22 protein-coding genes are annotated in these 23,675 nt (G+C 72.6%); 21 read left to right on the forward strand and 1 reads right to left on the reverse strand.

What is annotated here, in order from left to right; translation table 11 throughout:
- The first annotated feature begins 67 nt into the window (after positions 1–67).
- From DSM104299_RS00825 to DSM104299_RS00910, 18 genes are all read left to right on the forward strand, one after another.
- Positions 68–1,186, forward strand: a complete 1,119-nt coding sequence (locus DSM104299_RS00825; protein WP_272475386.1) for a pyridoxal phosphate-dependent aminotransferase — start codon at positions 68–70, stop codon at positions 1,184–1,186.
- The gene (locus tag DSM104299_RS00830; protein ID WP_272475387.1) at positions 1,183–3,288 is read left to right on the forward strand and encodes a hydantoinase/oxoprolinase family protein; all 2,106 of its coding nucleotides are present in this window, start codon (positions 1,183–1,185) and stop codon (positions 3,286–3,288) included. The genes DSM104299_RS00825 and DSM104299_RS00830 overlap by 4 nt, the downstream gene beginning before the upstream one ends.
- Positions 3,285–5,048 (forward strand): hydantoinase B/oxoprolinase family protein, encoded by a 1,764-nt coding sequence (locus tag DSM104299_RS00835; RefSeq protein WP_272475388.1) that lies wholly within the window; start codon positions 3,285–3,287, stop codon positions 5,046–5,048. Before DSM104299_RS00830 ends, DSM104299_RS00835 begins: the two co-directional genes overlap by 4 nt.
- Positions 5,049–5,190: 142 nt before the next feature.
- Positions 5,191–6,273, forward strand: a complete 1,083-nt coding sequence (locus tag DSM104299_RS00840; RefSeq protein WP_272475389.1) for an ABC transporter substrate-binding protein — start codon at positions 5,191–5,193, stop codon at positions 6,271–6,273.
- Between the two features lie 2 nt (positions 6,274–6,275).
- Positions 6,276–7,166 (forward strand): branched-chain amino acid ABC transporter permease, encoded by an 891-nt coding sequence (locus tag DSM104299_RS00845; protein ID WP_272475390.1) that lies wholly within the window; start codon positions 6,276–6,278, stop codon positions 7,164–7,166.
- Positions 7,167–7,169: 3 nt separating this feature from the next.
- On the forward strand, positions 7,170–8,798 hold the full coding sequence (locus DSM104299_RS00850) for an ABC transporter permease subunit (protein ID WP_272475391.1): 1,629 nt from the start codon (positions 7,170–7,172) through the stop codon (positions 8,796–8,798).
- A gap of 62 nt (positions 8,799–8,860) precedes the next feature.
- A complete protein-coding gene (locus DSM104299_RS00855) occupies positions 8,861–9,577 on the forward strand; it encodes an ABC transporter ATP-binding protein (protein WP_272478120.1) in 717 nt (238 codons plus the stop codon).
- Positions 9,574–10,071, forward strand: coding sequence for a cupin domain-containing protein (locus DSM104299_RS00860; RefSeq protein ID WP_272475392.1), 498 nt, complete (start codon positions 9,574–9,576; stop codon positions 10,069–10,071). Before DSM104299_RS00855 ends, DSM104299_RS00860 begins: the two co-directional genes overlap by 4 nt.
- A gap of 37 nt (positions 10,072–10,108) precedes the next feature.
- The gene (locus tag DSM104299_RS00865; RefSeq protein ID WP_272475393.1) at positions 10,109–11,623 is read left to right on the forward strand and encodes a CoA-acylating methylmalonate-semialdehyde dehydrogenase; all 1,515 of its coding nucleotides are present in this window, start codon (positions 10,109–10,111) and stop codon (positions 11,621–11,623) included.
- Positions 11,624–11,745: 122 nt separating this feature from the next.
- On the forward strand, positions 11,746–12,972 hold the full coding sequence (locus tag DSM104299_RS00870; RefSeq protein WP_272475394.1) for an ABC transporter substrate-binding protein: 1,227 nt from the start codon (positions 11,746–11,748) through the stop codon (positions 12,970–12,972).
- A gap of 5 nt (positions 12,973–12,977) precedes the next feature.
- Positions 12,978–13,706 (forward strand): ABC transporter ATP-binding protein, encoded by a 729-nt coding sequence (locus tag DSM104299_RS00875; protein ID WP_272475395.1) that lies wholly within the window; start codon positions 12,978–12,980, stop codon positions 13,704–13,706.
- Positions 13,703–14,416 (forward strand): ABC transporter ATP-binding protein, encoded by a 714-nt coding sequence (locus DSM104299_RS00880; RefSeq protein WP_272475396.1) that lies wholly within the window; start codon positions 13,703–13,705, stop codon positions 14,414–14,416. The genes DSM104299_RS00875 and DSM104299_RS00880 overlap by 4 nt, the downstream gene beginning before the upstream one ends.
- 5 nt (positions 14,417–14,421) lie before the next feature.
- On the forward strand, positions 14,422–15,294 hold the full coding sequence (locus tag DSM104299_RS00885; protein WP_272478121.1) for a branched-chain amino acid ABC transporter permease: 873 nt from the start codon (positions 14,422–14,424) through the stop codon (positions 15,292–15,294).
- The gene (locus DSM104299_RS00890) at positions 15,291–16,298 is read left to right on the forward strand and encodes a branched-chain amino acid ABC transporter permease (RefSeq protein WP_272475397.1); all 1,008 of its coding nucleotides are present in this window, start codon (positions 15,291–15,293) and stop codon (positions 16,296–16,298) included. The genes DSM104299_RS00885 and DSM104299_RS00890 overlap by 4 nt, the downstream gene beginning before the upstream one ends.
- 31 nt (positions 16,299–16,329) lie before the next feature.
- Positions 16,330–16,815, forward strand: coding sequence for a hypothetical protein (locus DSM104299_RS00895; RefSeq protein ID WP_272475398.1), 486 nt, complete (start codon positions 16,330–16,332; stop codon positions 16,813–16,815).
- Between the two features lie 4 nt (positions 16,816–16,819).
- The gene (locus DSM104299_RS00900) at positions 16,820–18,130 is read left to right on the forward strand and encodes an L-serine ammonia-lyase (RefSeq protein ID WP_272475399.1); all 1,311 of its coding nucleotides are present in this window, start codon (positions 16,820–16,822) and stop codon (positions 18,128–18,130) included.
- Between the two features lie 11 nt (positions 18,131–18,141).
- Positions 18,142–19,422 carry a serine hydroxymethyltransferase gene (gene glyA / locus DSM104299_RS00905; RefSeq protein WP_272475400.1) on the forward strand — a complete coding sequence of 427 codons (1,281 nt, stop codon included), beginning with the start codon at positions 18,142–18,144 and terminating at the stop codon, positions 19,420–19,422.
- Positions 19,423–19,497: 75 nt separating this feature from the next.
- Complete coding sequence (locus DSM104299_RS00910) at positions 19,498–20,670, forward strand: acyl-CoA dehydrogenase family protein (RefSeq protein ID WP_272475401.1); 1,173 nt, start codon at positions 19,498–19,500, stop codon at positions 20,668–20,670.
- Here the strand turns inward: DSM104299_RS00910 and DSM104299_RS00915 are convergent.
- Positions 20,564–21,919 carry an MFS transporter gene (locus DSM104299_RS00915; protein ID WP_272475402.1) on the reverse strand — a complete coding sequence of 452 codons (1,356 nt, stop codon included), beginning with the start codon at positions 21,917–21,919 and terminating at the stop codon, positions 20,564–20,566. The genes DSM104299_RS00910 and DSM104299_RS00915 overlap by 107 nt on opposite strands.
- Before the next feature lie 72 nt (positions 21,920–21,991).
- Between DSM104299_RS00915 and DSM104299_RS00920 the strand changes: the two genes are divergently transcribed.
- From DSM104299_RS00920 to DSM104299_RS00930, 3 genes are all read left to right on the forward strand, one after another.
- The gene (locus DSM104299_RS00920) at positions 21,992–22,567 is read left to right on the forward strand and encodes a TetR/AcrR family transcriptional regulator (protein ID WP_272475403.1); all 576 of its coding nucleotides are present in this window, start codon (positions 21,992–21,994) and stop codon (positions 22,565–22,567) included.
- Between the two features lie 238 nt (positions 22,568–22,805).
- Positions 22,806–22,991: a hypothetical protein gene (locus tag DSM104299_RS00925; RefSeq protein WP_272475404.1), complete on the forward strand. Its 186-nt coding sequence runs from the start codon at positions 22,806–22,808 to the stop codon at positions 22,989–22,991.
- 86 nt (positions 22,992–23,077) lie between these two features.
- Complete coding sequence (locus DSM104299_RS00930; RefSeq protein ID WP_272475405.1) at positions 23,078–23,590, forward strand: nuclease-related domain-containing protein; 513 nt, start codon at positions 23,078–23,080, stop codon at positions 23,588–23,590.
- Positions 23,591–23,675 lie beyond the last annotated feature (85 nt).

Here is a 23,675-nt window from a genome sequence, read left to right on the forward strand (position 1 = left end):
CGTGCAGCCGACGACCTCGAAGCCATGGGTCCTACCCACGTCCGGCGACCTCCCGAGGATGGGCGCGATGGCCACGCGCGACCGTGCCGCGAGCAGCGCTCGCGACGGCGTACGGGTCCTTCCGCTCGTGGGAGCGCCCATCCTGCCGATGCCCGAGCACGTGAGGCTCGCGGTCGCGCAGGCGATGGACGACCCCGACCCGCGTGACAGCCGCGGCCTGCCCGAGCTGCGGGCGGCGATCGCCGCGGAGCTGGAGCGCGAGCATGGCCTACAGGTCGATCCCGAGCGCCGCCTGCTGATCACGCACGGGGCGATGCAGGGTCTCTCGCTCGTGCTGCGCACGGTCCTCGCCCCCGGCGACGAGATCCTGGTGCCGGCGCCGACGTTCTTCTTCGACGGCCCGATCCGCGACGCCGGCGCGACGCCGGTCTACGTCCCCTCTCACGAGCGCGACGACTGGGCGCTCGACCTCCCCGCGCTGGAGGCGGCCGTGACGCCGCGCACCAGCGCCCTCCTCCTCTGCAACCCCAACAACCCGACGGGCCACCTCCCGGACGCCGCGACCCTCGCGGCGGTGGTCGAGCTCGCTGAGCGCCACGGGCTGCTCGTCATCTCCGACGACTCGTGGCAGCACTTCACCTACGACGGCCGTCGCTACCAGCCGGTGGAGGCCCTCGCCGACCGCTGGCCGCACCTGATCACCGTCACGAGCCTCAGCAAGTACTACGCGCTCTCGAGCTGGCGGGTCGGCTACGTCCTGGCGCGGCCGTCGGTGATCGACGCGCTCCAGCGGCGCTTCGAGTGGGAGGCGTCGTGGTGCAACGTGGTCTCCCAGCGCGCCGCGATCGCCGCCCTCGACGGGCCGCGCGACTGGCTCGACGCGTCGCTGTCGACCTACGAGGCCAAGCGCGACCGCGTGTGCGACGGCATCGCGGAGAGCGGTCTGGCCGAGACCGCGAGACCGGCGGCCGGCGCCTTCCTGCTCGTCGACGCCTCCCGCCTCGGCGACACGCCCGCCGCCATCGAGCGCGCGCTGCTGCGGGAGGGCATCGCGGCGGTGCGCGGGGGCGACATGCACGCGCCCGAGACCTACGTGCGCCTCGTGTACGGCTCCGACGACCAGGTCCTCGACGAGCTGGTGGGCGGCCTAGGGCGAGCCTGCGCTTCGATCGGAGGCCGCTCGTGACCGGTCCGGCCAGCGGCGGCTGGCGCATCGGCGTCGACATCGGCGGCACGTTCACCGACGTGGTCCTGCTCGGGCCCGACGAATCCGTGACGCCGTTGAAGGTGCTGTCCACGCCGCCCAACTTCGGCGACGGCGTCATCGCGGCGATCGAGGTCGCCCTCGAGCGCGCCGGCGCCGACGCCGGGCAGGTCGCGGCGGTGCTGCACGGCACCACCGTCGCCACGAACGCCATCCTCGAGTCGCGCGGCGCCGTCACCGCGCTCATCACCACCCGCGGCTTCCGCGACGTGCTGGAGCTGGGGCGCCTGCGGCGACCCAAGCTGTACGACATCGACTGGGAGAAGCCGCGGCCCCTCGTCCCGCGCGAGCGGCGCCTCGAGCTGGACCAGCGCATCCTCGCGACCGGTGAGATCCTCGAACCGGCTGCGCCCGAGAGCATCGCCGCGCTCGTCGCGGAGATCGAGGGCGCCGACGCGGAGTCGGTGGCGGTGTGCCTCCTCAACGGCTACGCCGCCCCCGACGAGGAGCGCCGCGTGGCCGACGCGGTCCGCCAGGCGCTGCCCGACCGGTTCGTCACCGCGTCGGTCGACATCTCGCCCGAGATGCGCGAGTACGAGCGGACGTCGACCGCGGTGGTCAACAGCTATGTCGGTCCCGTCGTCCGGCGCTACATCGAAGACCTCGACGCCGCCCTGCGCGCGCATGGCGTCCACGCGCCGTTCCTCATCATGCAGTCCAGCGGCGGCCTCATCGACGCCGGGATGGCCGGAGATCGCCCGGTGCAGCTGATCGAGTCGGGGCCGGCCGCCGGCGTGATCGCGGTGCGCAAGCTCGCCCAGCGGCTCGAGCTCGAGCACGCGATCGCCTTCGACATGGGCGGCACGACCGCCAAGGCGTCGCTCATCGAGGGCGGCGAGCCGTTCACCGCCGCCGAGTTCGAGGTGGGCGGAGGCATGAACGCCCAGCGCGGGCTGAGCCAGGGTGGCGGCTACGCGGTGCGCGTCCCGTCCATCGACATCGCCGAGGTCGGCGCCGGCGGCGGCAGCATCGTCTGGCGTGACGAGGGCGGCTCGCTCCGCGTCGGCCCGCAGAGCGCGGGCTCCACCCCGGGCCCGGCGTGCTACGCCCGTGGCGGGACCGAGCCGACGCTCACCGACGCGAACGTGCTGCTCGGCTACCTAAGCCCGCTGGCGCTCGCCGGAGGGCGCGTCCCCATCGATCCGGAGCGCGCCCGCGCGGTCTTCGGCGACCTCGCCGAGGCGGCCCGCCTGGACGTGCTCGACGCGGCCCGCGGCGCGTACGCGATCGCGGTCAACAGCATGCGCGGCGCGGTCAAGGCCGTGACGAGCGAACGCGGGCGCGACCCGCGCGGCGCGGTCCTGGTCGGCTTCGGCGGCGCCGGACCGCTGTACGCCGCAGAGCTCGCCCGCGAGCTGGGGATCGGGACCGTCCTGATCCCGACGCACCCCGGGCTCTTCAGCAGCCTCGGCGTCCTCGTGGCCGACATCGAGCGCCAGGAGGTCAGCCCGTGGAGCGGTGACTGGGACGACCACGCGGCCGTCGAAGCGCGCTACGCCGAGCTCCAGCGCACCGGCACCGGCGTCCTGCTCGCCAACGGCCACGCGGCCGACGAGATCGTCACCGAGCGCATCGCGGACCTGCGCTATCGCGGCCAGCGGTCGGAGCTGCGCGTGTCCACACGCGGGGGCACCGTCGACGCCGAGGTCCTCGACGACCTGCGTCAGCGCTTCCACGTCGCGCACGAGCGCACGTACGGCCGCCGGGCCGCGGACGCCCTGGTCGAGCTGGTCAACCTGCGCGTCCGCTGCACGGCGCCCAACCCCGTCGAGCTCGCCGCGTTCGACCAGCCCGACTCCGCGGAGGATCGGGAGCCCCAGGTCCGTCTCTGCTACTTCGGCGCCGAGCACGGGACCGTCGAGACGCCGGTCCGAACACGAGCGCATCTGTCGAACACGCCGCTGGATGGGCCCATGATCGTGGAGGACATGGACTCGACGACCGTCGTGCCTCCTGGCGCCACCTGCCGCCTGGACGCGGTCCGCAACATCGTCATCACCTGGCCTGCAGAGGAGAACCGATGAGCCATGACACGCCGCAGCTGCGCGAGCCCGCGACCTTCGAGGTCTTCAAGAACGCCATCGTCGGGCTCGCGAACGAGATGGCGATCACCGTCATCCGGACGGCGCACTCCCAGATCATCGCCGAGAGCATGGACTTCTCGACGGCCCTGTGCGACGCCCAGGGCCGGGTCGTAGCGCAGGGCAACTGCACGCCGCTGCACATGGGCGCCGTCCCGGCGGCGATGGAGGCGGTCCTCGCGCGCTACGGGGACGACATCCGCGACGGGGACGTCTTCGCCCTCAACGACCCGGACGAGGGCGGCTCGCACCTGCCCGACATCTTCGTCTTCACGCCCGCGCTGGTCGACGGCCGGCTGGAGGGCTTCGCGATCGCGATCGGCCACCAGGCCGACATCGGCGGCCGGGTCGCCGGCGGCAACGCGGTCGACTCCACCGAGGTCTTCCAGGAGGGGCTGCAGATCCCCGTCTGCAAGCTCGTCAGCGAAGGCGTCCTCAACGAGACGCTCGTGTCGATCCTCTCCCGCAACGTCCGGATCCCGGACGTGGTCCTCGGGGACGTCCAGGCGGAGATCGCGGCGTGCCACACCGGCGCGAGCGGCCTGCGGGACCTGGTGCGCCGCTACGGCGCCGAGCGCTTCCGCTCGCTCGTCGACGAGCTGCTCGACTACAGCGAGACGCTGCTGCGCAACAAGATCACCGCGCTGCCCGACGGCTGCTGGTCGTTCGAGGACTACCTCGACGACGACGGGCTCGGAAGCGGCCGCGTGCCGCTGCGCGTCGCGTTGACGGTGGACGGCAGCGAGGTCGCGTTCGACTTCACCGGCAGCTCGCCGCAGGTCCCGTCGGCGCTCAACGCCACGGCCTCGTTCACGAGGTCGGCGGCCTACGCGGCGCTGCAGGCGGCGTTCGGCGGGGAGATCCCCGCCAACGCCGGCTTCTACCGTCCGCTGCGCTTCACGATCCCCGAGGGGACGATCCTCAACGGCCGCCGCCCCGCGGCACGCAACGCCCGCGGCCTGGTCGGCTACCGCCTCGTCGATGCCATCTGGGGCGCGCTGGCCGAGGTCCTGCCGGACAAGATCCCGGCGTGCGGCGACGGCGGCCCGAACGGCGTCGCGATCGGCGCGACCGACGCCGACGGCGGGCAGTCGGTGCTCATGGACGTCTGCTTCGGCGCCTGGGGCGGGCGCCCGAACGGCGACGGCCTCGACGGGGCGAGTCCCCTGGCCGGCAACCTCGCCAACACGCCGATCGAGGATCTCGAGCGGACCGGCATCCTGCGCGTCGAGCGCTACGGCTACCTGCCCGACAGCGGCGGCGCGGGCACCTGGCGCGGCGGGCTCTCCGTCGTCCGCGACCTGCTCCTGGTGCACGACGACGCGTCCCTGCAGATCCGCTCCGACCGTCGCGAGCACCGCCCCTACGGGCTCGACGGCGGCCAGCCGGGCGGCGCGTGCTGGAACATCCTGAACCCGGACGGCCAGCGCGAGGTCCTGCCGAGCAAGGTGACCACGCGCATCCGCGCCGGCGACGTGCACCGGCACATCACCGCCGGCGGCGGCGGCTATGGCGACCCGCTCCTGCGCGTCCCCGCGCACGTTCTGGCCGACGTGCTCGCCGGGAAGGTCACGACCGAGGGCGCGAGCCGCGACTACGGCGTGGTCGTCCGCGACGGGCAGGTCGACGACGAGGCGACCGCGTCGCTGCGCGGCGATCGGCAGGCCGGAGCGCCGGGCGCGGACCCGGTGCCTGCCGCATAAGATATTTAGGACTTGTATTGATATCTCACAGGGTGTAATTTTGCGGTATCCGGCGCTCGTGCCGGAGTGAGGAGGGGAGAGGGACATGAGAGGTCGTACCACCCGAAGCGCTTCCGCCTTTGCCGGGCTCGCTGCCACCGCGATGCTGCTCGCCGCCTGCGGGAGCACCGACAGCGCCAGTGGCGGTGGCGGCAAGTCCATCGAGCTCGGGGTCGTCGCGTCCCTGAGCGGGCCCGCGGCGCCCTTCGGCGAGCAGCAGGTCAAGGGCGTGCAGCAGGCGGCCGCGGACTGGAACGCCAAGCACGCGAACAAGATCAAGCTCTCGGTCCAGGACGACCAGAGCGACCCGAAGAGCGGCGTGAGCGCGATGCGCAAGCTCATCGAGGAGAAGCCGGACGCGATCGTCGGGCCGACGGCGAGCACGATCGGCGTCGCCCTCGCTCCCATCGCCAAGGCGTCGAAGATCCCGCTGATGGCTGCCTCGGTCTCCGCGCCCGAGTTCGTCAGCGCCGGCGGCTTCACATTCCGTGACCGCTCCTCGACGCCGCAGCAGACCGGTGCGACCACCAAGTGGGCGGTCGAGAACGGGGTGCGCAGCCTCGGGATGATCGTCCCGAACGCGGCCGACGGCAAGGCCGCCGCGAAGGAGATCGCGAGCACGGTCGAGGGTGCGGGCGGCTCGGTCACGGGGACCGAGTACGTCGACGCGACCCAGACCGAGTACCAGGCGCAGATGACCAAGCTCGTCGCCGCCAAGCCCGACGCGCTGTTCGTCTTCCTCATCGCTCCGGAAGCCATCGCAACCGCGATGAAGCAGGCGCGCCAGCTGGGCTTCAAGGGTCGCTTCCTGACCGTCTCGAACGTCGAGGGCGACGCGTTCCTGAAGGCCGCGGGGCACGCGGCGGACGACGCGGTGTGGTCGGTCGAGACCGCGCCGGACGGGCCGCAGGCCGATCGCTACAAGGCGTTCGCCACCGCGTTCAAGCAGAAGAACGGCGGCGACCCGGACATCATCGCCGGCAACGCCTACGACGCGGCGACGCTGCTCGCGCAGGGCGGGACGGCCGTCGGCGGCGGGTCCGCGTTGCGCGACTGGCTGCACGAGCAGAAGTACGCCGGCATCACCGGCGCGATCGCCTTTGACGACAAGGGCGACATCGTCAACAAGCAGTTGACGATCCGCACCCTGCACGGAGGAAAGTTCGTCAACGCCCCGGGTGCGTAGCCATGAGTGACCTGAACACGCTCGCGCAGCTCGTCGCGATCGGGGTCTGGACCGGCGGCGTCTACGCGCTGCTGGGCGTGAGCTGGGCCGTCGTGTTCAACACCACGCGGACCTTCCACATCGCCCACGGGGTCGCGTACGCGGTCGGCGGCTACGTCACATGCCTGCTCACGTCGCGGACGGGCGTGCCCCTGCTCCTCGCGCTGCCCGCCAGCATGCTGGCGGGCAGCGCGCTCGGCGCCGTCTTCGAGTTCGGGCTCTACCGGCCGTTGCGCGCACGGGGGTCCACGCCGATGGTCACGTTCGTGGCGTCGCTGGGCGCGCTGACGACCGGGACCGCCGTGATCCTGGCCTGCGTCGGCTCTGACCCCGTGGTCGCGACGACGTCGTTCGAGTCGGTGGTCAAGGTCGGACCGGTCCGGGTCACGGTCCTCGAGATCGGGATCGCCGTGCTCTCCTACGCCTGCGTCGCGGCGACGCTCGTCGCCTGGCGCCGGGGCTGGTTCGGTCGCGCGATGCGCGCGACGACCACCAACAGCGAGATGGCCGATCTCGTCGGCATCCCCGTGACGCGCATCTACGTCGTCGCGATGGTGCTCGGCAACGGGCTCGGCGCCCTGGCGGGCGCCCTCGCCGGGCTCACGCAGGGCGCGAACGCGGACATGGCGTTCAACGGCGCGCTCCTGGCCGCGGTGGCGGTGCTGATCGGTGGGATCGGCAGCCTGGTCGGCGCCGCTATCGGCGGGGCGCTGCTCGCGCTCATCATGAACGTCGGCATCTGGCAGGTGTCGTCGGAGTGGCAGCTCTCGATCGCCTTCGGCGTGTTGATGGTGTTCATGGTCGCGCGGCCGCGCGGCCTGCTCGGCGAGCGCCTCGCGAGCGCGGAGCTCTAGGCGATGGACTTCTGGATCCACGTCGGGAACCTGGCCGCGATCTACGCGATCCTCGGTCTCTCCCTCAACCTCCTCGTCGGCTACGCCGGGCTGTTCTCGATGGCGACGGGCGCCCTCTACGGGGTCGGGGCGTACGCCTTCGCCCTGACGACGACGAAGCTGGGCTGGCCGCTGCCGCTGACGCTGCTCGCGGCGGTGCTCGTGCCGGCGGCGGTCGGCGCGGTGGTCGCCATCCCCTCGCTGCGGATCAGCGGCGACTACCTGGTCATCGCCTCGTTCGGGCTGCAGACCCTCATCGTCGCCGCGCTCACGAACCTCGACGGGTTGACCGGCGGGCCGGGCGGGGTCTACGGCATTCCCGCCCCGGACCTCGGGCCGTTGACGCCGACGACCGATCCGGCGAGCTACCTGCCGATCACGATCGGGGCGGCCGTGCTCGTCACCCTGGCGACGCTCGCCCTGACGCACAGCCCGTTCGGCCGGGCGCTCGAGATGATCCGCGACGACGAGGTCGCGGCGGCGGCCGCGGGCCGCAACGTCGTCGCGCTGAAGGTCGTGGCCTTCATGATCTCCAGCGGCATGGCCGGGATCGCCGGGGCGCTCTACGCCTCGTACGTCTCCTTCATCGACCCGACCAGCTTCGCCGTCCTGGTGTCGGTCTTCGTCCTCAGCATCGTCGTGGTCGGCGGCGCGGGCACCGTGCGCGGGGCGATCGTGGGCGCGATCGTCGTCAACGTGCTCAGCGAGGCGGTGCGCTACGTGCCCGTCGACGACCGGCTCGCGGGCAACACCCGCCAGGCCATCTACGGCGTCCTGCTGATCGCCGTCGTCTTCCTCCGGCCGCGCGGCCTGGCCGGCCGCGCCATCGGCCGCCGGGCCGTCAGCGACCCCGCGGAGGAGCGCGCCAGCACGCCCGCCGTCCCACGGACGAACGGGAGCACGGCGGTGCAGTGCGAGGGGCTCGTCGTCGGCTACGGCAACCTGACCGTCGTCCGCGGCGTGTCGCTGTCCGTGGGCGAGGGCGAGATCGTGCTGCTGGCCGGCCACAACGGCGCGGGGAAGTCGACGCTGCTGAAGGCGATCGCCGGGCAGATCGGTGTGCGCGAAGGCCGCTTGAGCCTCAACGGCCAGGCCGTCGAGCTCAACGGTCGTCGCCAGGGCATCGGGTTCGTGCCGCAGACCGGCGGGACCTTCGGCGAGTTGACCATCCGGGAGAACCTGCTGCTCGGCGGGTACGTCCTGCGGCGGCGCCCGGAGGAGCTCGCGCGGCGGATCGACGAGGCGCTCGAGCCCTTCCCGCAGCTCGCCGATCGGCTCGAGGACCACGCCAAGCACCTGTCGGGCGGACTCCAGCGGCAGCTCGCGATCGCGATGGCGCTCGTGCCCGGGCATCGGGTGCTGCTCCTCGACGAGCCGTCCATCGGCCTCTCGCCGTCGCTCGTCACCTCGACGCTCGGCAGCATCCAGGACATCACCCGGGCGCGCGGGCTGACCGTCGTCGTCACGGAGCAGAACGTGCGTCCGGCGCTCGCCATCGCCGACCACGCGTACGTCCTCAAGGCCGGCCAGGTCAGCGTTGACGCGCCGGCCGAGGAGCTGGCCGCCCATGCCGACCTCTGGAGGCTGTTCTGACCGAGATCCTGCGTGTCGAGTCGCTGACCAAGCGCTTTGGCGGCGCGACGGTCGTCGACGACCTGAGCTTCGCCGTGGAGCGCGAGTCGACCGTCGGCCTCGTCGGGCCCAACGGCGCGGGCAAGACCACGGCGTTCAACCTCATCACGGGCTTCCTCGCCTCCGACCAGGGGCGTGTCGTGCTCCGCGGGCAGGACATCACGGGCTGGGCGGCGCACCGGATCGTGCAGGCCGGGATGTCCCGGACGTTCCAGAACCTCCGCCTGTTCGACGGGCTCGGCGTCCTGGGCAACGTGCTCAGCGCGGTCCCGCGGGAGTCCGGCGAGAACCCGCTCGTCGCGCTTGCGGCGCCTTGGATCCCCCGCCGGCAGGAGCGGCGCAACACCGAGCAGGCGCTCCACTGGCTCGACTACGTCGGTCTCGCGCACCGGCGCGGCGACCTGGCGGGCGACCTCTCCTACGGCCAGCGCAAGCGCGTCTGCCTCGCCCGTCTCCTGGCGACCGACGCCGAGGTGCTGCTCCTCGACGAGCCGTCCTCCGGCGTCGACCCCGGCGCGCTGCCGGGGCTCATCGAGCTCGTCGCGAGCCTGCCCGCGCTGGGCAAGACCGTCGTCGTCGTCGAGCACAACCTCGAGGTGGTCGAGGCCCTCTGCCAGCGCCTGCTCTTCCTCGACCGCGGCCGGCTGCTCGCGGACGGCGAGCCCGCCGAGCTCTTCGCCCGCACGGACCTCAGCGACCTCTACTTCGGCCAGACCCCGACCCCGTCAGGAGTTCAATGATCGAGAAGGTCCGTCGCGTCGTGCTCGGCGCGCAACCCGGAGAGCCGTCGACGTTCACACGCGTCGAGGAGATCGCTTCGTTCGAGACCGAGGACGGCTCGATGACGAGCTGGCCGGTGTGGGGGTGGGACGAGGTCCCGCCGGTTCCCCACGCCGACGTCGAGCACGACCCCGCGGCGCCCTACCCCGGGCCAGGCGGCCTCCGGGTCGTCGCCCTGCGCGGCCACGGCGACACCGCCGGGGCCGTCGCCGACATGGGCCGGGCCCTGCCGGGCTTCACGCACGACGACGCGCGCCCCGGGATGCACTCCACCGACACGATCGACGTGGCGATGGTCATCGAGGGGAAGGCGACGGTCGAGGCGGGCGACGGCACGAAGGTGACGCTCGGCCTCGGCGACGTCTACGTCTGCAACGGGGCGCTGCATCGTTGGCACTACGACGAGTCGACGCACATCGTCTTCATCGTGGTCGGCGCAGAGCGGGCCCGATGACCGCCGGAATCCCAGACACGAACTCAAGGAGCACCTGATGACATCGACGGCCGAGGCGCCCGTCACCCCCACGCCGATCCACCACTGGATCGGAGGCAACCCCGTGGCGAGTGCGTCGGGCGGCACCGCCGCCGTACGCAACCCGGCGACCGGTGAGCAGACGGGCACCGTCGACCTCGCGACCGCGGCGGAGGTCGATCGCGCGGTCCAGGCGGCGCGGGCGGCGTTCCCCGAGTGGCGGGCGATGTCGCTGGGCCGGCGGGCCAACCTGATGTTCACGATCCGCCAGCTCTTCGACGAGCGGCGCGACGATCTGGCTGCGCTGTTGACCGCCGAGCACGGCAAGGTGCTCTCCGACGCGCGGGCCGAGGTGGCGCGCGGGCTCGAGGTGATCGAGTTCTGCTGCGGGATCCCGCAGCTGCTCAAGGGCTCCATGAGCGAGCAGGCCTCCTCGGGCATCGACGTGTACTCGCTCCGCCAGCCCCTGGGCGTGGTGGCGGGCATCACGCCGTTCAACTTCCCCGCGCTGGTGCCCATGTGGATGTGGCCGGTCGCGCTGGCCTGCGGCAACACGTTCGTGCTGAAGCCGTCCGAGAAGGACCCTTCCGCCTCGCTGCTGACCGCTGAGCTGCTGCGCGAGGCGGGCGTCCCCGACGGCGTGTTCAACGTCGTGCACGGCGACAAGGTCGCGGTGGACGCGCTGCTCGAGCACACGGACGTCGCGGCCGTCAGCTTCGTCGGCTCGACGCCGATCGCTCGGTACGTCTACGAGAAGGCGACGGCGAACGGCAAGCGCTGCCAAGCGCTCGGCGGCGCCAAGAACCACATGATCGTGCTGCCGGACGCCGACGTCGAGATGGCCGCCGATGCCGCGGTCAGCGCGGCCTTCGGATCGGCCGGCGAGCGGTGCATGGCGATCTCGATGCTCGTCGCCGTCGGCGAGGTGGCCGATCCCCTCGTCGACGCGATCGCGCGGCGGATCGCGGACCTGACCGTCGGCGACGGCACCGACCCGGCGTCGGAGATGGGCCCGCTGATCACCGAGGCCCATCGCGACCGGGTCGCGTCCTACGTGGCGAACGCGGCCGCCGAGGGCGCGAACGTGCTCGTCGACGGGCGCGAGGACCATCCGGAGGACGGGTTCTTCCTGCGGCCGTCGCTGATCGACGACGTGCAGCCGGGGATGGCCGTGTACGACGAGGAGATCTTCGGCCCCGTGCTCGGCGTGACGCGGGTCGACAGCTACGAGACGGCGGTCGCGCTGGTCAACGAGCACCCGTACGGCAACGGGACGGCGATCTTCACGCGCGACGGCGGCGTGGCACGCCAGTTCCAGTTCGAGGTGCAGGCGGGCATGGTCGGGATCAACGTCCCGGTCCCGGTGCCGGTCGCCTACCACAGCTTCGGCGGCTGGAAGGACAGCGCGTTCGGCGACCGCAACGTCTACGGCACCGAGTCGGTGGACTTCTACACGCGAGGCAAGGTCGTCACGTCGCGCTGGCCCGACCCGGCCACCTCGAAGGTCGACCTCGGGTTCCCCCAGACGCACTGAGCGCGTCCAACGACGGACGTATGTCCGTGATAGCAGGTTGAGATATTTATACTTGCTATTGAGATGCTAAGCCCCTAGAGTTGCCGTTCCAATCTGTTGGGCGACTCTGGGGGAGTAGCTAGATGCGTAGGACCGTTCTCTTGTTGGCGCTGGGGATCCTTTCGTCGGCCGTCGCGGCCGGCTGTGGCAGCAGCAGCGGCAGCAGTGGCGGCAGTGGCGGCGACCAGTCGTCGACGTCGTCCGCGAAGCTGCCGGACGGGCCGATCACCATCGGCATGGCGATCGCGCGCTCCGGGTTCGCGGCGCCCTACGACCTCGGGCCGGCCCGCGGCGCCGAGCTCGCCGTGGCGGACATCAACGCCCGCGGCGGCGTCCTCGGCCACCAGCTGAAGCTGCAATACGGCGACACGAAGTCCGACCGAGCGCTCGGCACCACCGTGGCCCTCGACCTGCTGTCGCAGGGGGCGAAGGCGATGGTCGTCACGTGCGACTTCGACCTGGGCAGCCCCGCGGCCATCACGGCCACCGGCAAGAACGTCGTCGCGGTCTCGCCCTGCGCGGGCGCCTCGTCGTTCGACGTGCCGACGCTCGGGCCGCTCGCCTACTCGATGGGCACCAAGGCTGGGGCCGGCGCCACGAACGTCGCGCACTTCGCCTATGACAAGGGCTACCGCAAGGCGTTCCTCTGGCTCGACTCGAGCATCACGCAGACGAAGGAGACCTGCTCCGCGTTCAACTCGGTGTTCGGCGCCCTGCCCGGCGCCAAGGTCGTCGGGAGCGACACGATCCAGCAGAAGGACACGTCGTTCGCCGGCCAGATCGCCAAGCTCCGCAAGTCGGGCGCCGACGTGCTCGAGCTGTGCAGCTACAACCCGGGCGCCGCCACCGCGCTGCGTCAGCTGCGCGCCGCGGGCGTCGACATCCCGGTGACGTCGCACCTCGCCATGGACGGCAGCTACTGGCTGAAGGGCGTCCCGAACCTGAAGGACTTCTACTACGACGCGTTCGGCTCGCTGTACGGCGACGACCCGCGCGCGGACGTCAACAAGTTCTTCGCGCGCTACAAGGCCAAGTTCGGCGAGCCCGCCGTCACGTCCTACGCGCTCACCGGCTACGCGACGATCCAGGAGCTCGCCAAGGCGATCGCGACCGCGAAGACCACCAACGGCGCCGCGCTGGCCAAGGCGGTCGACGGCCTGGGGTCCTACGAGACGATCGCCGGCCCCTCGGGCTACAGCGCGAAGCAGCACATCGTCTCCGACCGTCCGGCGGTCATCATGAGCGTCCACGGCGGTCAGGTCAGCCCGGCCGCCACCTACGCCGGCGGGCGTAAGACCGAGGTTCGCTGACGCGGATGCCGCCGCTGCTCTGCACGAGCCATGTCACCGTGCGGTTCGCCGGTCTCTGCGCGCTGGACGACGTCGGGCTCGAGCTGGGCCACGGCGAGATCCTCGGGCTGATCGGTCCGAACGGGGCCGGGAAGACGACGCTGCTCAACGTGCTGTCGGGCTTTCAGCGCCCGACCGCGGGCGAGGTCGAGCTCGACGGCCGGCGGATCACCAGGTGGGATCCGCCGCGCCGGGCCCGGGCGGGCATCAGCCGGACGTTCCAGGACGTCCGGCTGTTCCCGGACATGACCACGCGTGAGAACTGCGAGGTCGCGCTGGTCGCCTGCGGCGGTTCACGGGCGGGCGCGCGCGCCCGCGCGCGCGAGGCGCTCGACCAGCTCGAGCTGGAGGACGCCGCCGACGTCCCGGCGCGCGACCTCCCGTACGGCCTGCAGCGGCGGGCCGGCCTGGCGCGAGCGCTGTGCGCCCGGCCGCGCGTGCTTCTGCTCGACGAGCCGGCGGCGGGGCTGAACGACGACGAGAGCGCCGCGATGGGGCAGACCGTCCGGCAGATCCACGCGGAGCTCGACTGCGGCGTCGTCGTGATCGAGCACGACGTCCGGATGATCCTCGACCTGTGCCATCGCGTACACGTCCTCGACCACGGCGTGACGCTCCGCGTGGGCACCCCGGACGAGATCCGGACGGACCCCGCGGTCGTGTCCGCCTATCTCGGTGCCGAGGCGATCGCATGACGCTCCTGGAGATCTCCGACCTGCACGTCTCCTACGGCCCGATCGACGCCGTGAAGGGCGTCTCGCTCACCGTCGAACGGGGCGACGTGGTCGCCATCCTCGGGCCGAACGGGGCCGGCAAGTCGAGCATCCTGCAGGCGATCCAAGGTCTCGTGCGCACGCGGAGCGGATCGGTCCGCTGGCGCGACGAGGACATCACCGGCTGGGCGCCCGAGCGCCGGGCGCGCGCCGGCATCGCGTTCGTGCCGGAGTCGCGCGGGGTGTTCGGAAGCCTGTCGATCGGCGAGAACCTCAACCTCGCCGGCTGCGCGCTGGCCAAGGGCGTCGACGCCTCCGAGCAGGTGGCGCTGGCGCTCCGCCACTTCCCCGCGCTGGCGGATCGCCTCTCGGAGCGCGCCGCGGTGCTGTCCGGGGGCGAGCGCCAGCAGCTGGCCATCGGCCGGGCGCTGGTCGCCGCGCCCGAGCTGCTGATCCTCGACGAGCCCTCGCTCGGGCTGGCGCCGGTGGTGCTCGACGGGCTCTTCGCCAGCCTCGCCGCGCTGCGCGAGGAGGGCCGGACGATCCTGCTCGTCGAGCAGAACGCCTCACGCGCGGTCCGGCTCGCCGACCATGTCTTCTCGCTGCGGGCGGGGACGATCGAGCGAGTCGACGAGCCCGAGCAGCTGCTGCGCGACGCGGCGTTCCGCGCCAAGCACCTGGGGATGGGGTGAGCACGATGGCCCAGAACCTCGTCAACGCCCTCAGCCTCGGCAGCCTGTACGCCTTGATCGCCCTCGGCATCGCCCTGCTCTTCAGCATCATGGGGTTGATCAACTTCGCCCACGGCGAGCTGATCATGATCGGCGGGTACGCGCTGCTGGCCTTCGACGCGCTGCCGCTCGCCCTCGGCGTCGTGCTGGTGATCGTGATCGTCGTCGCCTGCGCGCTGGGCATGGAGCGCATCGCGTTCCGCTCGGTGCGTCAGGCCAGCGGGGAGACGTTGTTGATGACGTCGTTCGCGCTCAGCCTGTTCATCCAGGGCGCCGCCCTGCTGTTCGAGGGGGCCGACCCGAAGAGCGTCGACGTGCTCGGCAGCCTCGGCGCCAGCGTGGACGTCGCCGGCCTGTCGGTCGGCAAGCTGGACATCGCGATCATCGGGGTCACCGCGGCGCTGCTGGCGGGGCTCGCGTGGTTCCTGCGCGCGACGCCGCTCGGCGTCCAGATGCGCGCCGCGGCGGAGGACTTCAAGATGGCGCGCGCGCTCGGCGTCCGCGCGGATCGCGTCGTCGCCGCCGCCTTCGGCGTGAGCGGCGCGTTCGCGGCGATCGCCGCGGTCTTCCTGGTCGCGCGCACGGGCACGCTGACGCCGAGCATGGGCCTGACCCCCGTGCTCAGCGGGTTCGTGGCCATCGTGCTCGGTGGGCTGGGTCGCCTGTGGGCGGCGGCGCTGGGCGCGTACGTGCTCGCGCTGCTCACCGTGATGCTCCAGGCGTACCTGCCCAGCGGGGTGGCCCCGTACCGGGACGCCCTGGTGTACCTCGGGATCATCGTGATCCTCGTCTTCCGGCCGCACGGCATCGCCGGTCGGCCCGGGGCGGTGCGGGTATGACGAACCGGCTCGCGTTCGCGCTGCAGCGCAGCGCTCCCGCGATCAGCTGCACGGTGCTGGTGCTGGCCGTCAGCGGCCTGGCCCTGCTCGGCTCGGAGACGACGCAACGGACCGCGACGCAGATGCTCGTGATGGGCGTCATCACCGTGGGCACCTACATCTTCGTCGGCAACTCGGGGGTGCTCTCCTTCGGCCATGTGGTGTTCGTCGCCGTGGGGGCGTACGCCACCGCGCTGACGACGATCCCGCCCAACCTCAAGCACGCGCTGCTGCCCGCGCTGCCCGGTTGGATCCTGAAGCTCAACCTCGGCCTGCCCGAGGCGCTGCTCATCTCCGGGCTGCTCGCGCTCGTGGTGGGCGTGGTCTTCTCGCTCCTGGTCCTGCGCCTCGACGGGATGGCGGCGGGGATCGCCACGCTCGCGCTGCTCATCAGCGTCAACGTGGTGATCGGCAACTGGGACGGGGTCACGCGCGGCTCGCAGGGCATGGTCGGGATCCCGGCCGACCTCACGATCGGCTCGGCGCTGCCCTGGCTGATCGGCGCCATCGTCGTCGCCCTGGCCTACCAGCTGAGCCGATCGGGCTTCCGGCTGCGCGCGTCGCGCGAGGATCCCGTGGCCGCCGCGGCCTTGGGCGTCCGCGTGCGGCGCGAGCGCTCGCTCGCGCTCGTCATCAGCGCCTTCGTGTGCGGCGTCGGCGGCGGCCTGTACGCCCATTTCCTCGGGGCGCTGAACCCGGGCGACGTCTACCTCCAGCTGACGCTCCTGACGTTGTTGATGTTGATCGTCGGCGGGATCCGGAGCCTCAGCGGCGCCGTCATCGGAACGGTCTTCATCTCGGTGCTCGCCGAGCTGCTGCGCCGCGTCGAGGCCGGGGAGGACCTCGGCCCGATCTCGCTCGGGCCGCACCCGGGCATCCAGCAGGTGATCCTCTCGATGACCCTGCTGCTGACGTTGCTGGTCCGTCCCGGCGGGATCGCCGGCGGACGGGAGCTGGGCTGGTGACCGAGGGCGCGCCTTGGCAGCCGCTGAGGGCGTGAGCCGTCCGCGCGGGCGCTTCACCGCCTCGGAGATCATCGACGCGATCCAGCGGTGGCATGCGCGGTACGGCGAGCCCCCGTCGATGGCCGACTGGGATCCGTACCGCGCGCGCCAGATCGGGCAGGAGTGGCGGATCGCGCGCTACCGGGACGGCGACTGGCCGAGCGCGAAGTCCGTGCGCAACCACTTCGGCCGGCTGTCGGACGCGGTCGCGCAGGCCGGCCTCGTGCCCCGGCGCCAAGGGCAGCGACGGGCGCAGGCCGGACACGCGCTCGACGAGGGCGTGCTCCTGCACCTGGCGCACCTGCGCGCGCAGCAGGAGGCGCGACCGGCGCCCGAGAGCCTCGCCTTGGCGGTCCGCAAGGTCGCCGCCGCGCGGGCGTCGCGCGAGGGCGACGACCTGCGCGCCTCGCTCGTCGATCTCGCGGCGGCGGCGCTGGTGTGGGCCAAGGCGACGTCGCCCGCGGACCGGGCGGGCTGAGCCCGTGCTGGTCAGCGCCTTCGATCTCTTCCGCGTCGGGGTCGGGCCGTCGAGCAGCCATACGGTCGCGCCGATGCGCGCGGCGGCCGAGGTGGCGTCGCGGCTCGCGAGCGCGGCGGTCGCCCGGCTCGACGTCGCCGTCTACGGCTCGCTCGCGCTGACGGCGCGCGGGCACGGGACCGATCGTGCCCTCGTCGCCGGCCTCGCCGGACACCTTCCGGAGACCGTCGAACCCGTGGTCGTCCGCGACGCTCGCGTCGTCGACGGTCGTGTCCAGCTCGGCGACCGGCCGGTCGCCTACGCGCTGGATCTCCGGGCGCGCGGCGGTCCGCCCGGGCATCCGAACGTGCTGCGCTTCGTCGCGACCGACGCGGCCGGCCACCGAATGCTCGACACGACGTTCCGGTCGATCGGGGGCGGGTTCATCACCGAGGACGGCGTGCCCGTGAAGGGGCGCGCCGAGCCGGCGTTGCCCTACGCGACCGCGGCCGAGCTCGTCGCCTACGCCGAGCGCTGCGGAAGCGTCGCGGCGGTCGCCGCCGCCAACGAGCAGCGCTGGTTCCCCAGGACCGACGTGGAGGCTCGCCTGCTCGCGACCGCCGGGGCGATGGACGACTGCATCGAACGTGGGCTGCGCGCGGAGGGCGAGCTGGCCGGCGGGCTGCGCGTCCGCCGTCGCGCCGGGCAGCTGCGTCAACAACTCGAGCGCCAGGTCGCCGGGTCCCTCGCCGGCATGGAGTGGGCCGGCCTTTGGGCGATGGCGGTGAACGAGGAGAACGCGGCCGGCGGCCGCGTCGTCACCGCGCCGACCAACGGCGCGGCGGGCGTGATCCCCGCGGCGCTGCGCTACGCCACGACGTTCGAGGGCCTGCCGGCATCCGACGCGCCGCGCTTCCTGCTCGTCGCCGCGGCGATCGGGGCCTTGGTCAAGCGCAACGCGTCGATCTCCGGCGCGGAGGTCGGCTGCCAGGGCGAGGTGGGGTCGGCGGCCGCCATGGCCGCGGCGGGCCTCGCGGAGCTCCTCGGCGGTACGCCGGCGCAGGTGGCCAACGCCGCCGAGATCGCGCTGGAGCATCACCTCGGGATGACCTGCGACCCGATCGGCGGGCTCGTCCAGGTGCCGTGCATCGAACGCAACGCGTTCGGCACGGTCAAGGCGATCACTGCCGCGAAGCTCGCGCTCCGTGGCGACGGCCGGCACGTGGTCTCGCTGGACCAGGCCATCGACGCCATGCGCCGCACCGGCGCGGACATGCACGACAACTACAAGGAGACGGCGCGCGGCGGCCTGGCCGTGAGCGTTCCCGTCTGTTGAGGAGGCAGCCAATGTCCGAGCCGAGCCCCGACTTCTTCACCCGCCCGCTGGCGGAGGTCGACCCGGAGGTCGCCGACGTCCTGCGCCTGGAGCTCGATCGTCAGCAGCGCACGCTGGAGATGATCGCCAGCGAGAACTTCGTGCCCCAAGCGGTCCTGGAATGCCAGGGCAGCGTGTTGACGAACAAGTACGCCGAGGGCTACCCGGGCAAGCGCTACTACGGCGGCTGCGAGCACATCGACGTCGTCGAGCAGCTCGCGATCGACCGCGCGAAGGCGCTCTTCGGCGCCGAGCACGCCAACGTCCAGCCGCACTCCGGCGCGCAGGCCAACGCCGCCGTCTACCACGCGCTGCTCAAGCCCGGCGACACGATCCTCGGCCTCGCGCTGCCGCACGGCGGCCACCTCACGCACGGCATGAGGATCAACGTGTCGGGTCGCCTCTACGACATCGCGCCGTACGCGGTCGACCGCGCGACGAGCCTGATCGACATGGACGCCGTCGAGCGCATCGCCCACGAGCGCAGGCCCAAGCTGATCCTCGCCGGCTGGTCGGCCTACCCGCGGCACCTCGACTTCGCGCGCTTCCGCCAGATCGCCGACGACGTCGGCGCGCTCCTGATGACCGACATGGCGCACTTCGCGGGCCTCGTCGCCGCGGGCCTGCACCCCAACCCGGTCCCGTACTCCGACGTGGTGACGACGACGATCCACAAGACCCTCGGCGGAGCGCGCGGCGGCATGATCCTCGGCAAGGAGGAGCACGCCAAGGCCATCAACTCCGCGGTCTTCCCCGGCCAGCAGGGCGGCCCGCTCGAGCACGTCGTCGCCGGCAAGGCCGTCGCCCTGAAGATCGCGGCGAGCGAGCGCTTCAAGGAGCGCCAGCAGCGCACGATCGACGGCGCCCGGGCCGTCGCCGACGCGCTGCTGGACGTCGGGCACGGCATCAAGCTGCTCACCGGCGGCACGGACGTGCACCTCGCGCTCGTCGACCTGCGCGACTCCGCGCTCGACGGTCAGCAGGCCGAGGACCGGCTGCACGCCATCGGGATCACCGTCAACCGCAACGCCGTCCCGTTCGACCCGCGCCCGCCGATGGTGACCAGCGGCCTGCGCGTCGGCACGCCGGCGCTGGCCACGCGCGGCCTGCGGGTCGACGACTTCGCCGAGGTCGGCCAGATCCTCGGGGCCGCGCTGACGCCCGCGTTCGACGACCGGCGCGCCGCGCTCGCGGCGCGCGTCGACGCGGTCGCCGCGAAGCATCCGCTCTACGAGCACCTCGCAGCGGGCTAAGCTAGGACGCTCAAATAGTCGCCCTTCCGACTATCGGACAGCCACCGTCCGCATCCCTGCCTTGGAGAGATCCCCATGTCACAGCCGAACCCCGCCCTCGCCGCACCGAACCAGTACGCGCTCACCGACGAGCAGCGCGAGTTCGCCGCCCTGGCACGGCAGCTCGCCGAGGAGCGGGTCCGGCCGCGCGCCGCGGAGATCGACGCGGAGGCCGCGTTCCCGCAGGACATCCGGCAGCTGTTCGCCGAGCAGGACCTGCTCGCGCTGCCGTTCGACGAGGCGCACGGCGGGACGGGCACTGGTGCGCTGACGTTGTGCGTGGTGATCGAGGAGATCTCCAAGGCCTGCGCGACGTGCGGGCTGATGCTCGCGGTGCAGGACCTCGGCACGCTGCCGATCCGGCTGGACGGCTCCCCCACGCTGCAGGAGCGCGTCCTGCCGCGCTTCGCGTCGGGCGAGTGGCTGGCCGCCTTCGCGCTCAGCGAGCCCGACGCCGGCAGCGACGTCGGCGCGACGCGCACGCGCGCGCGGCGCGACGCCGACGGCTGGGTGATCGACGGCACCAAGAACTGGATCACGAACGCCGGCGTGGCCGGCGCCTACGTCGTGTTCGCCATCACCGACGCCGACGCGCCGGCGTCCCGCGGCATGACGGCCTTCCTCGTCGAGGCCGACGCGCCCGGGTTCTCGGTGGCCAAGCTGGAGCACAAGATGGGAATGCGCGGCTCGCCGACGGGCCAGCTGGTCCTCGACGGCGTGCGCGTCGGCGACGACGCGGTGATCGGCGTGGTCGGCGACGGGTTCAAGGTCGCGATGCGCACGCTCGATCACTCGCGCCTGGGCATCGCCGCGCAGGCGCTCGGCATCGCGCAGGGCGCGACCGACTACGCCGCCGGCTACGCCCGCGAGCGCACGGCCTTCGGCAAGCCGATCAACCGCCTGCAGGCGATCGAGTCCAAGCTCGCCGACATGGAGACGCGCACCGCGGCGGCGCGCGAGCTGCTCTACCGCGCGGCCGCGAAGGCCGACGCGGGCGACAGCGACCTCGGCAAGTACTCCGCCATGGCCAAGCTCTTCTGCTCGGACACGGCGATGGCCGTCGCCGTCGACGCCGTCCAGGTCCTCGGGGGCTACGGCTACGTCACCGAGTACCCGGTCGAGCGGATGATGCGCGACGCCAAGCTGACGCAGATCTACGAAGGCACCAACGAGATCCAGCGGGTCGTCGTCGGCCGTAGCCTGCGGTGAGGCCTGGGGTCAGCGAAGCGCCGCCGCCGCGCTCGCGCCGCGGTGGCGACGCCCACAGCGCGAGGGCGCCGAGGCTGAGCGCCGCGCCCTGCACGCACACGGCCGTCCAGCCGGCGGTCGCGTAGAGCTCGGTCGCCGCGAGCGACCCGCCGGCGCTGCCGGCCGAGTAGCACACCATGTACGCCGCGGTGACGCGGCTGCGCGCGAGCGGCGCCGCGTCCACCAGCAGGCTCAGGCTCGTCACGTGCACGGCCTGGACGGCGAGGTCGAGCACGACGATCCCGGCCGCCAGCGCGACGAGCGACGCGTCCAGCAGCGCGATCAGCGGCCACGACGCGACCAGGAGCGCCAGCGCTGCGCCGGTCGTCGCCCGGCCGTGACCGCGATCGGCGAGCCGCCCGGCGCGCACCGCGGCGACCGCGCCCGCGGCGCCGGCGAGCCCGAAGAGGCCGATGGCCCCGCTGCTGAGGTGGTGGGGCCCGTCGGCCAGGGCGAGTGCGAGGCCCGTCCAGAGCGTGCTGAACACCGCGAAGGCCAGGAGCGCCAGTGCGCCGCGGACGCGGAGCAGCGGCATCCGCGCGAAGAGCGCGAACGTCGAGCGCAGCAGGCCGAGGTAGCTCGGGCGGGCGGCCGTCCCCGCCGCGGCGGCCGCCTCGTGCCGCGGCATGCGGGGCAGAGCGCGCAGCAGCAGGCCGGCGACGACGAGGGTCGTCAGCGCGGAGGCGAGGTAGACCGACCGCCAGCCGGCCAGCGCGCCGAGGGCGCCGGCGGCGGTGCGGCTGAGCAGGATGCCGGTGACGACGCCGCCCGTGACGGTCCCGACGGCGCGGCCCCGGTGCTCAGGGCTGCTGAGCGTCGCGACGTGGGCGACGATGACCTGCGTCACGACCGACGAGAGGCCGACGAGCGCCATCGCCGCCAGCAGCACCGGGCGGCTCGTGGCGCAGGCGACCAGCAGGAGCGCCGTGGCGCCCGCGCCGAGCTGGGCGACGATGAGCCGCCGGCGGTCGAGCAGGTCACCGAGCGGGACCACCAGCACCAGGCCGGTCGCGAGCCCGAGCTGGGTGACGGTGACGACGGCGCCGGCGGCGGCGGGGTCGATCGCGAACGCCGCGGCGAGGTCGGCGAGCAGCGGCTGCGCGGCGTAGGCGTTGCCGACGGCCAGGCCGCACGTGACGGCGAGCAGCAGGATGAGCGCGCGGCTCAGGGTCGGCGGTGGTGCGGTGGTCTTGAGAGTCGGGGGCGGCATCGTGCTCCAGGCGGGGAGGGTGAGAGCGAGAGAACCATCGTTCTCCGGCGGGGGCCACTAGACTAGAGAACGATGGTTCTCGCTGCCCCGCTCACCGACGACGACGCCGAGACGCGCGTCCTGGTCGCCGCGCACGCGCTCTTCACCGCCCACGGCGTGCAGGCGGTGGGCATGGACGCGATCCGCGACGCGTCCGGCGTCTCGCTCAAGCGCATCTACCGGCTCTTCCCCACCAAGGAGCGCCTGGTGGAGGCCGCGCTGCGCCGCCGCCGCGCGCAGGTCGTCGCCGAGCTGGAGCAGGCGACCGCGGCGCTGCCCACGCCGCAGGACCGCATCCTCGCGATCTTCGACCTGCTCGGGGAGTGGTTCGCCGAGCCCGGCTACCGCGGCTGCGAGTTCCTCAACGCCTTCGGCGAGCTCGGCACGAACGCCGAGGGCGTGGCCGCCGCGGTACGCGAGCACAAAGGCGACTGGCGCACGCTCTTCGGCACCCTCGTCGCCGACGCGGGCGGCCCACCACAGCTCGCCGACCAGCTCACGCTCCTGGCCAACGGCGCGATGGCGACGGCCGCGGTCCTCGGGCGACCCGAGACGGCGGCCGACGCGCGGGCCGCGGCGTCGACGCTGCTCGACGCGGCGCGGCGATGAACATCATCTTGGGGACCTGACCCGCGGATACGCCGACTGCGTGACCGCTTGAGGGATCTCGACGTAGCCCGGTTGGGTGGAAGATCCACGGCGACCCGGCGCAAAGTGCAACGGTTCCGAAGCCGAACCTGCCGCTCGGCACGTCGACGGGCGTGGTCGCGCGGTTCGACCTGATAGTTGTGCAGCGCAACGGATTGATCGGTGCCACGGACTGGCATCTGCGCACGAGGAGCCGTCGTTGCACCGCATCGCGATCATCGCCACCGAGGTACGACCCGAGGACGACCTGATCTTCCAGGAGCGGGTCACGCTGGCGGATCTCAAGGACCCGCACATCGCTCACCAGCTGCTCGAACGCCTGACCTGGGCCCTCCAGACGGCCGACGTTCACCCTGACGATTGGGATCCGCGTCGCGCTTGGTGAACCGGTCGCACCGATCGCCACCGCGAATCGACGCGGTCAGCGATCGGCATTATGCCGTTGCGTCGCCGGCCGCCAACATCTGCCAGGTGACGAACCCGCGCAGGACGAGACGCACCCGTCCGGAGTCCCGCCTGATCACCTTCCTGCTGTCGGGCCTGCGACGCCGGCGCGCCCGCCGCGAGCGGTTGGCGCGCGGGCGCGCGGGGGAGGCGCGGGTCGCCGCCGTCCTGGACGAGATCGCCGCGCGATCGGGCGTCAAGGTGCGCCACGGCGTCCCGCTCACCACGCGCCAGGGGCGGCGCGGCGATCTCGACCACGCCCTCGTCCTGCCCCGGCCGGCGCGCCTGATCATCGCCATCGAGACGAAGGCCGAGCGCCCGCATCCGCGGCATCTCGCGCAGGTCCAGGCCAACGCGCAACGGGCGAGCCGCCGGCACTTCCGCGGTGCGCCGCAATACCGCATCGTCGTCCATCCCAACAGCAACGAGCCGGTGACCTACGACGCCGAGACGCGCGCCGCGCGGATGGGCCTGCCGCGGCTGCCGGCCTATGTGGCCGCGCTGCTGGACGGCGCGCACCACGACCGCCTCGCGCGCTGATCGGGGGTGACCGCCGGTCGTCCGCACGCGGCCAGCGCCGTCGACGATCCCGCCGAGATCGCTTGACATCCCACGACGCAGGCAA

Origin of the sequence: Baekduia alba, assembly GCF_028416635.1 — a bacterium.
Classification (GTDB): domain Bacteria; phylum Actinomycetota; class Thermoleophilia; order Solirubrobacterales; family Solirubrobacteraceae; genus Baekduia; species Baekduia alba.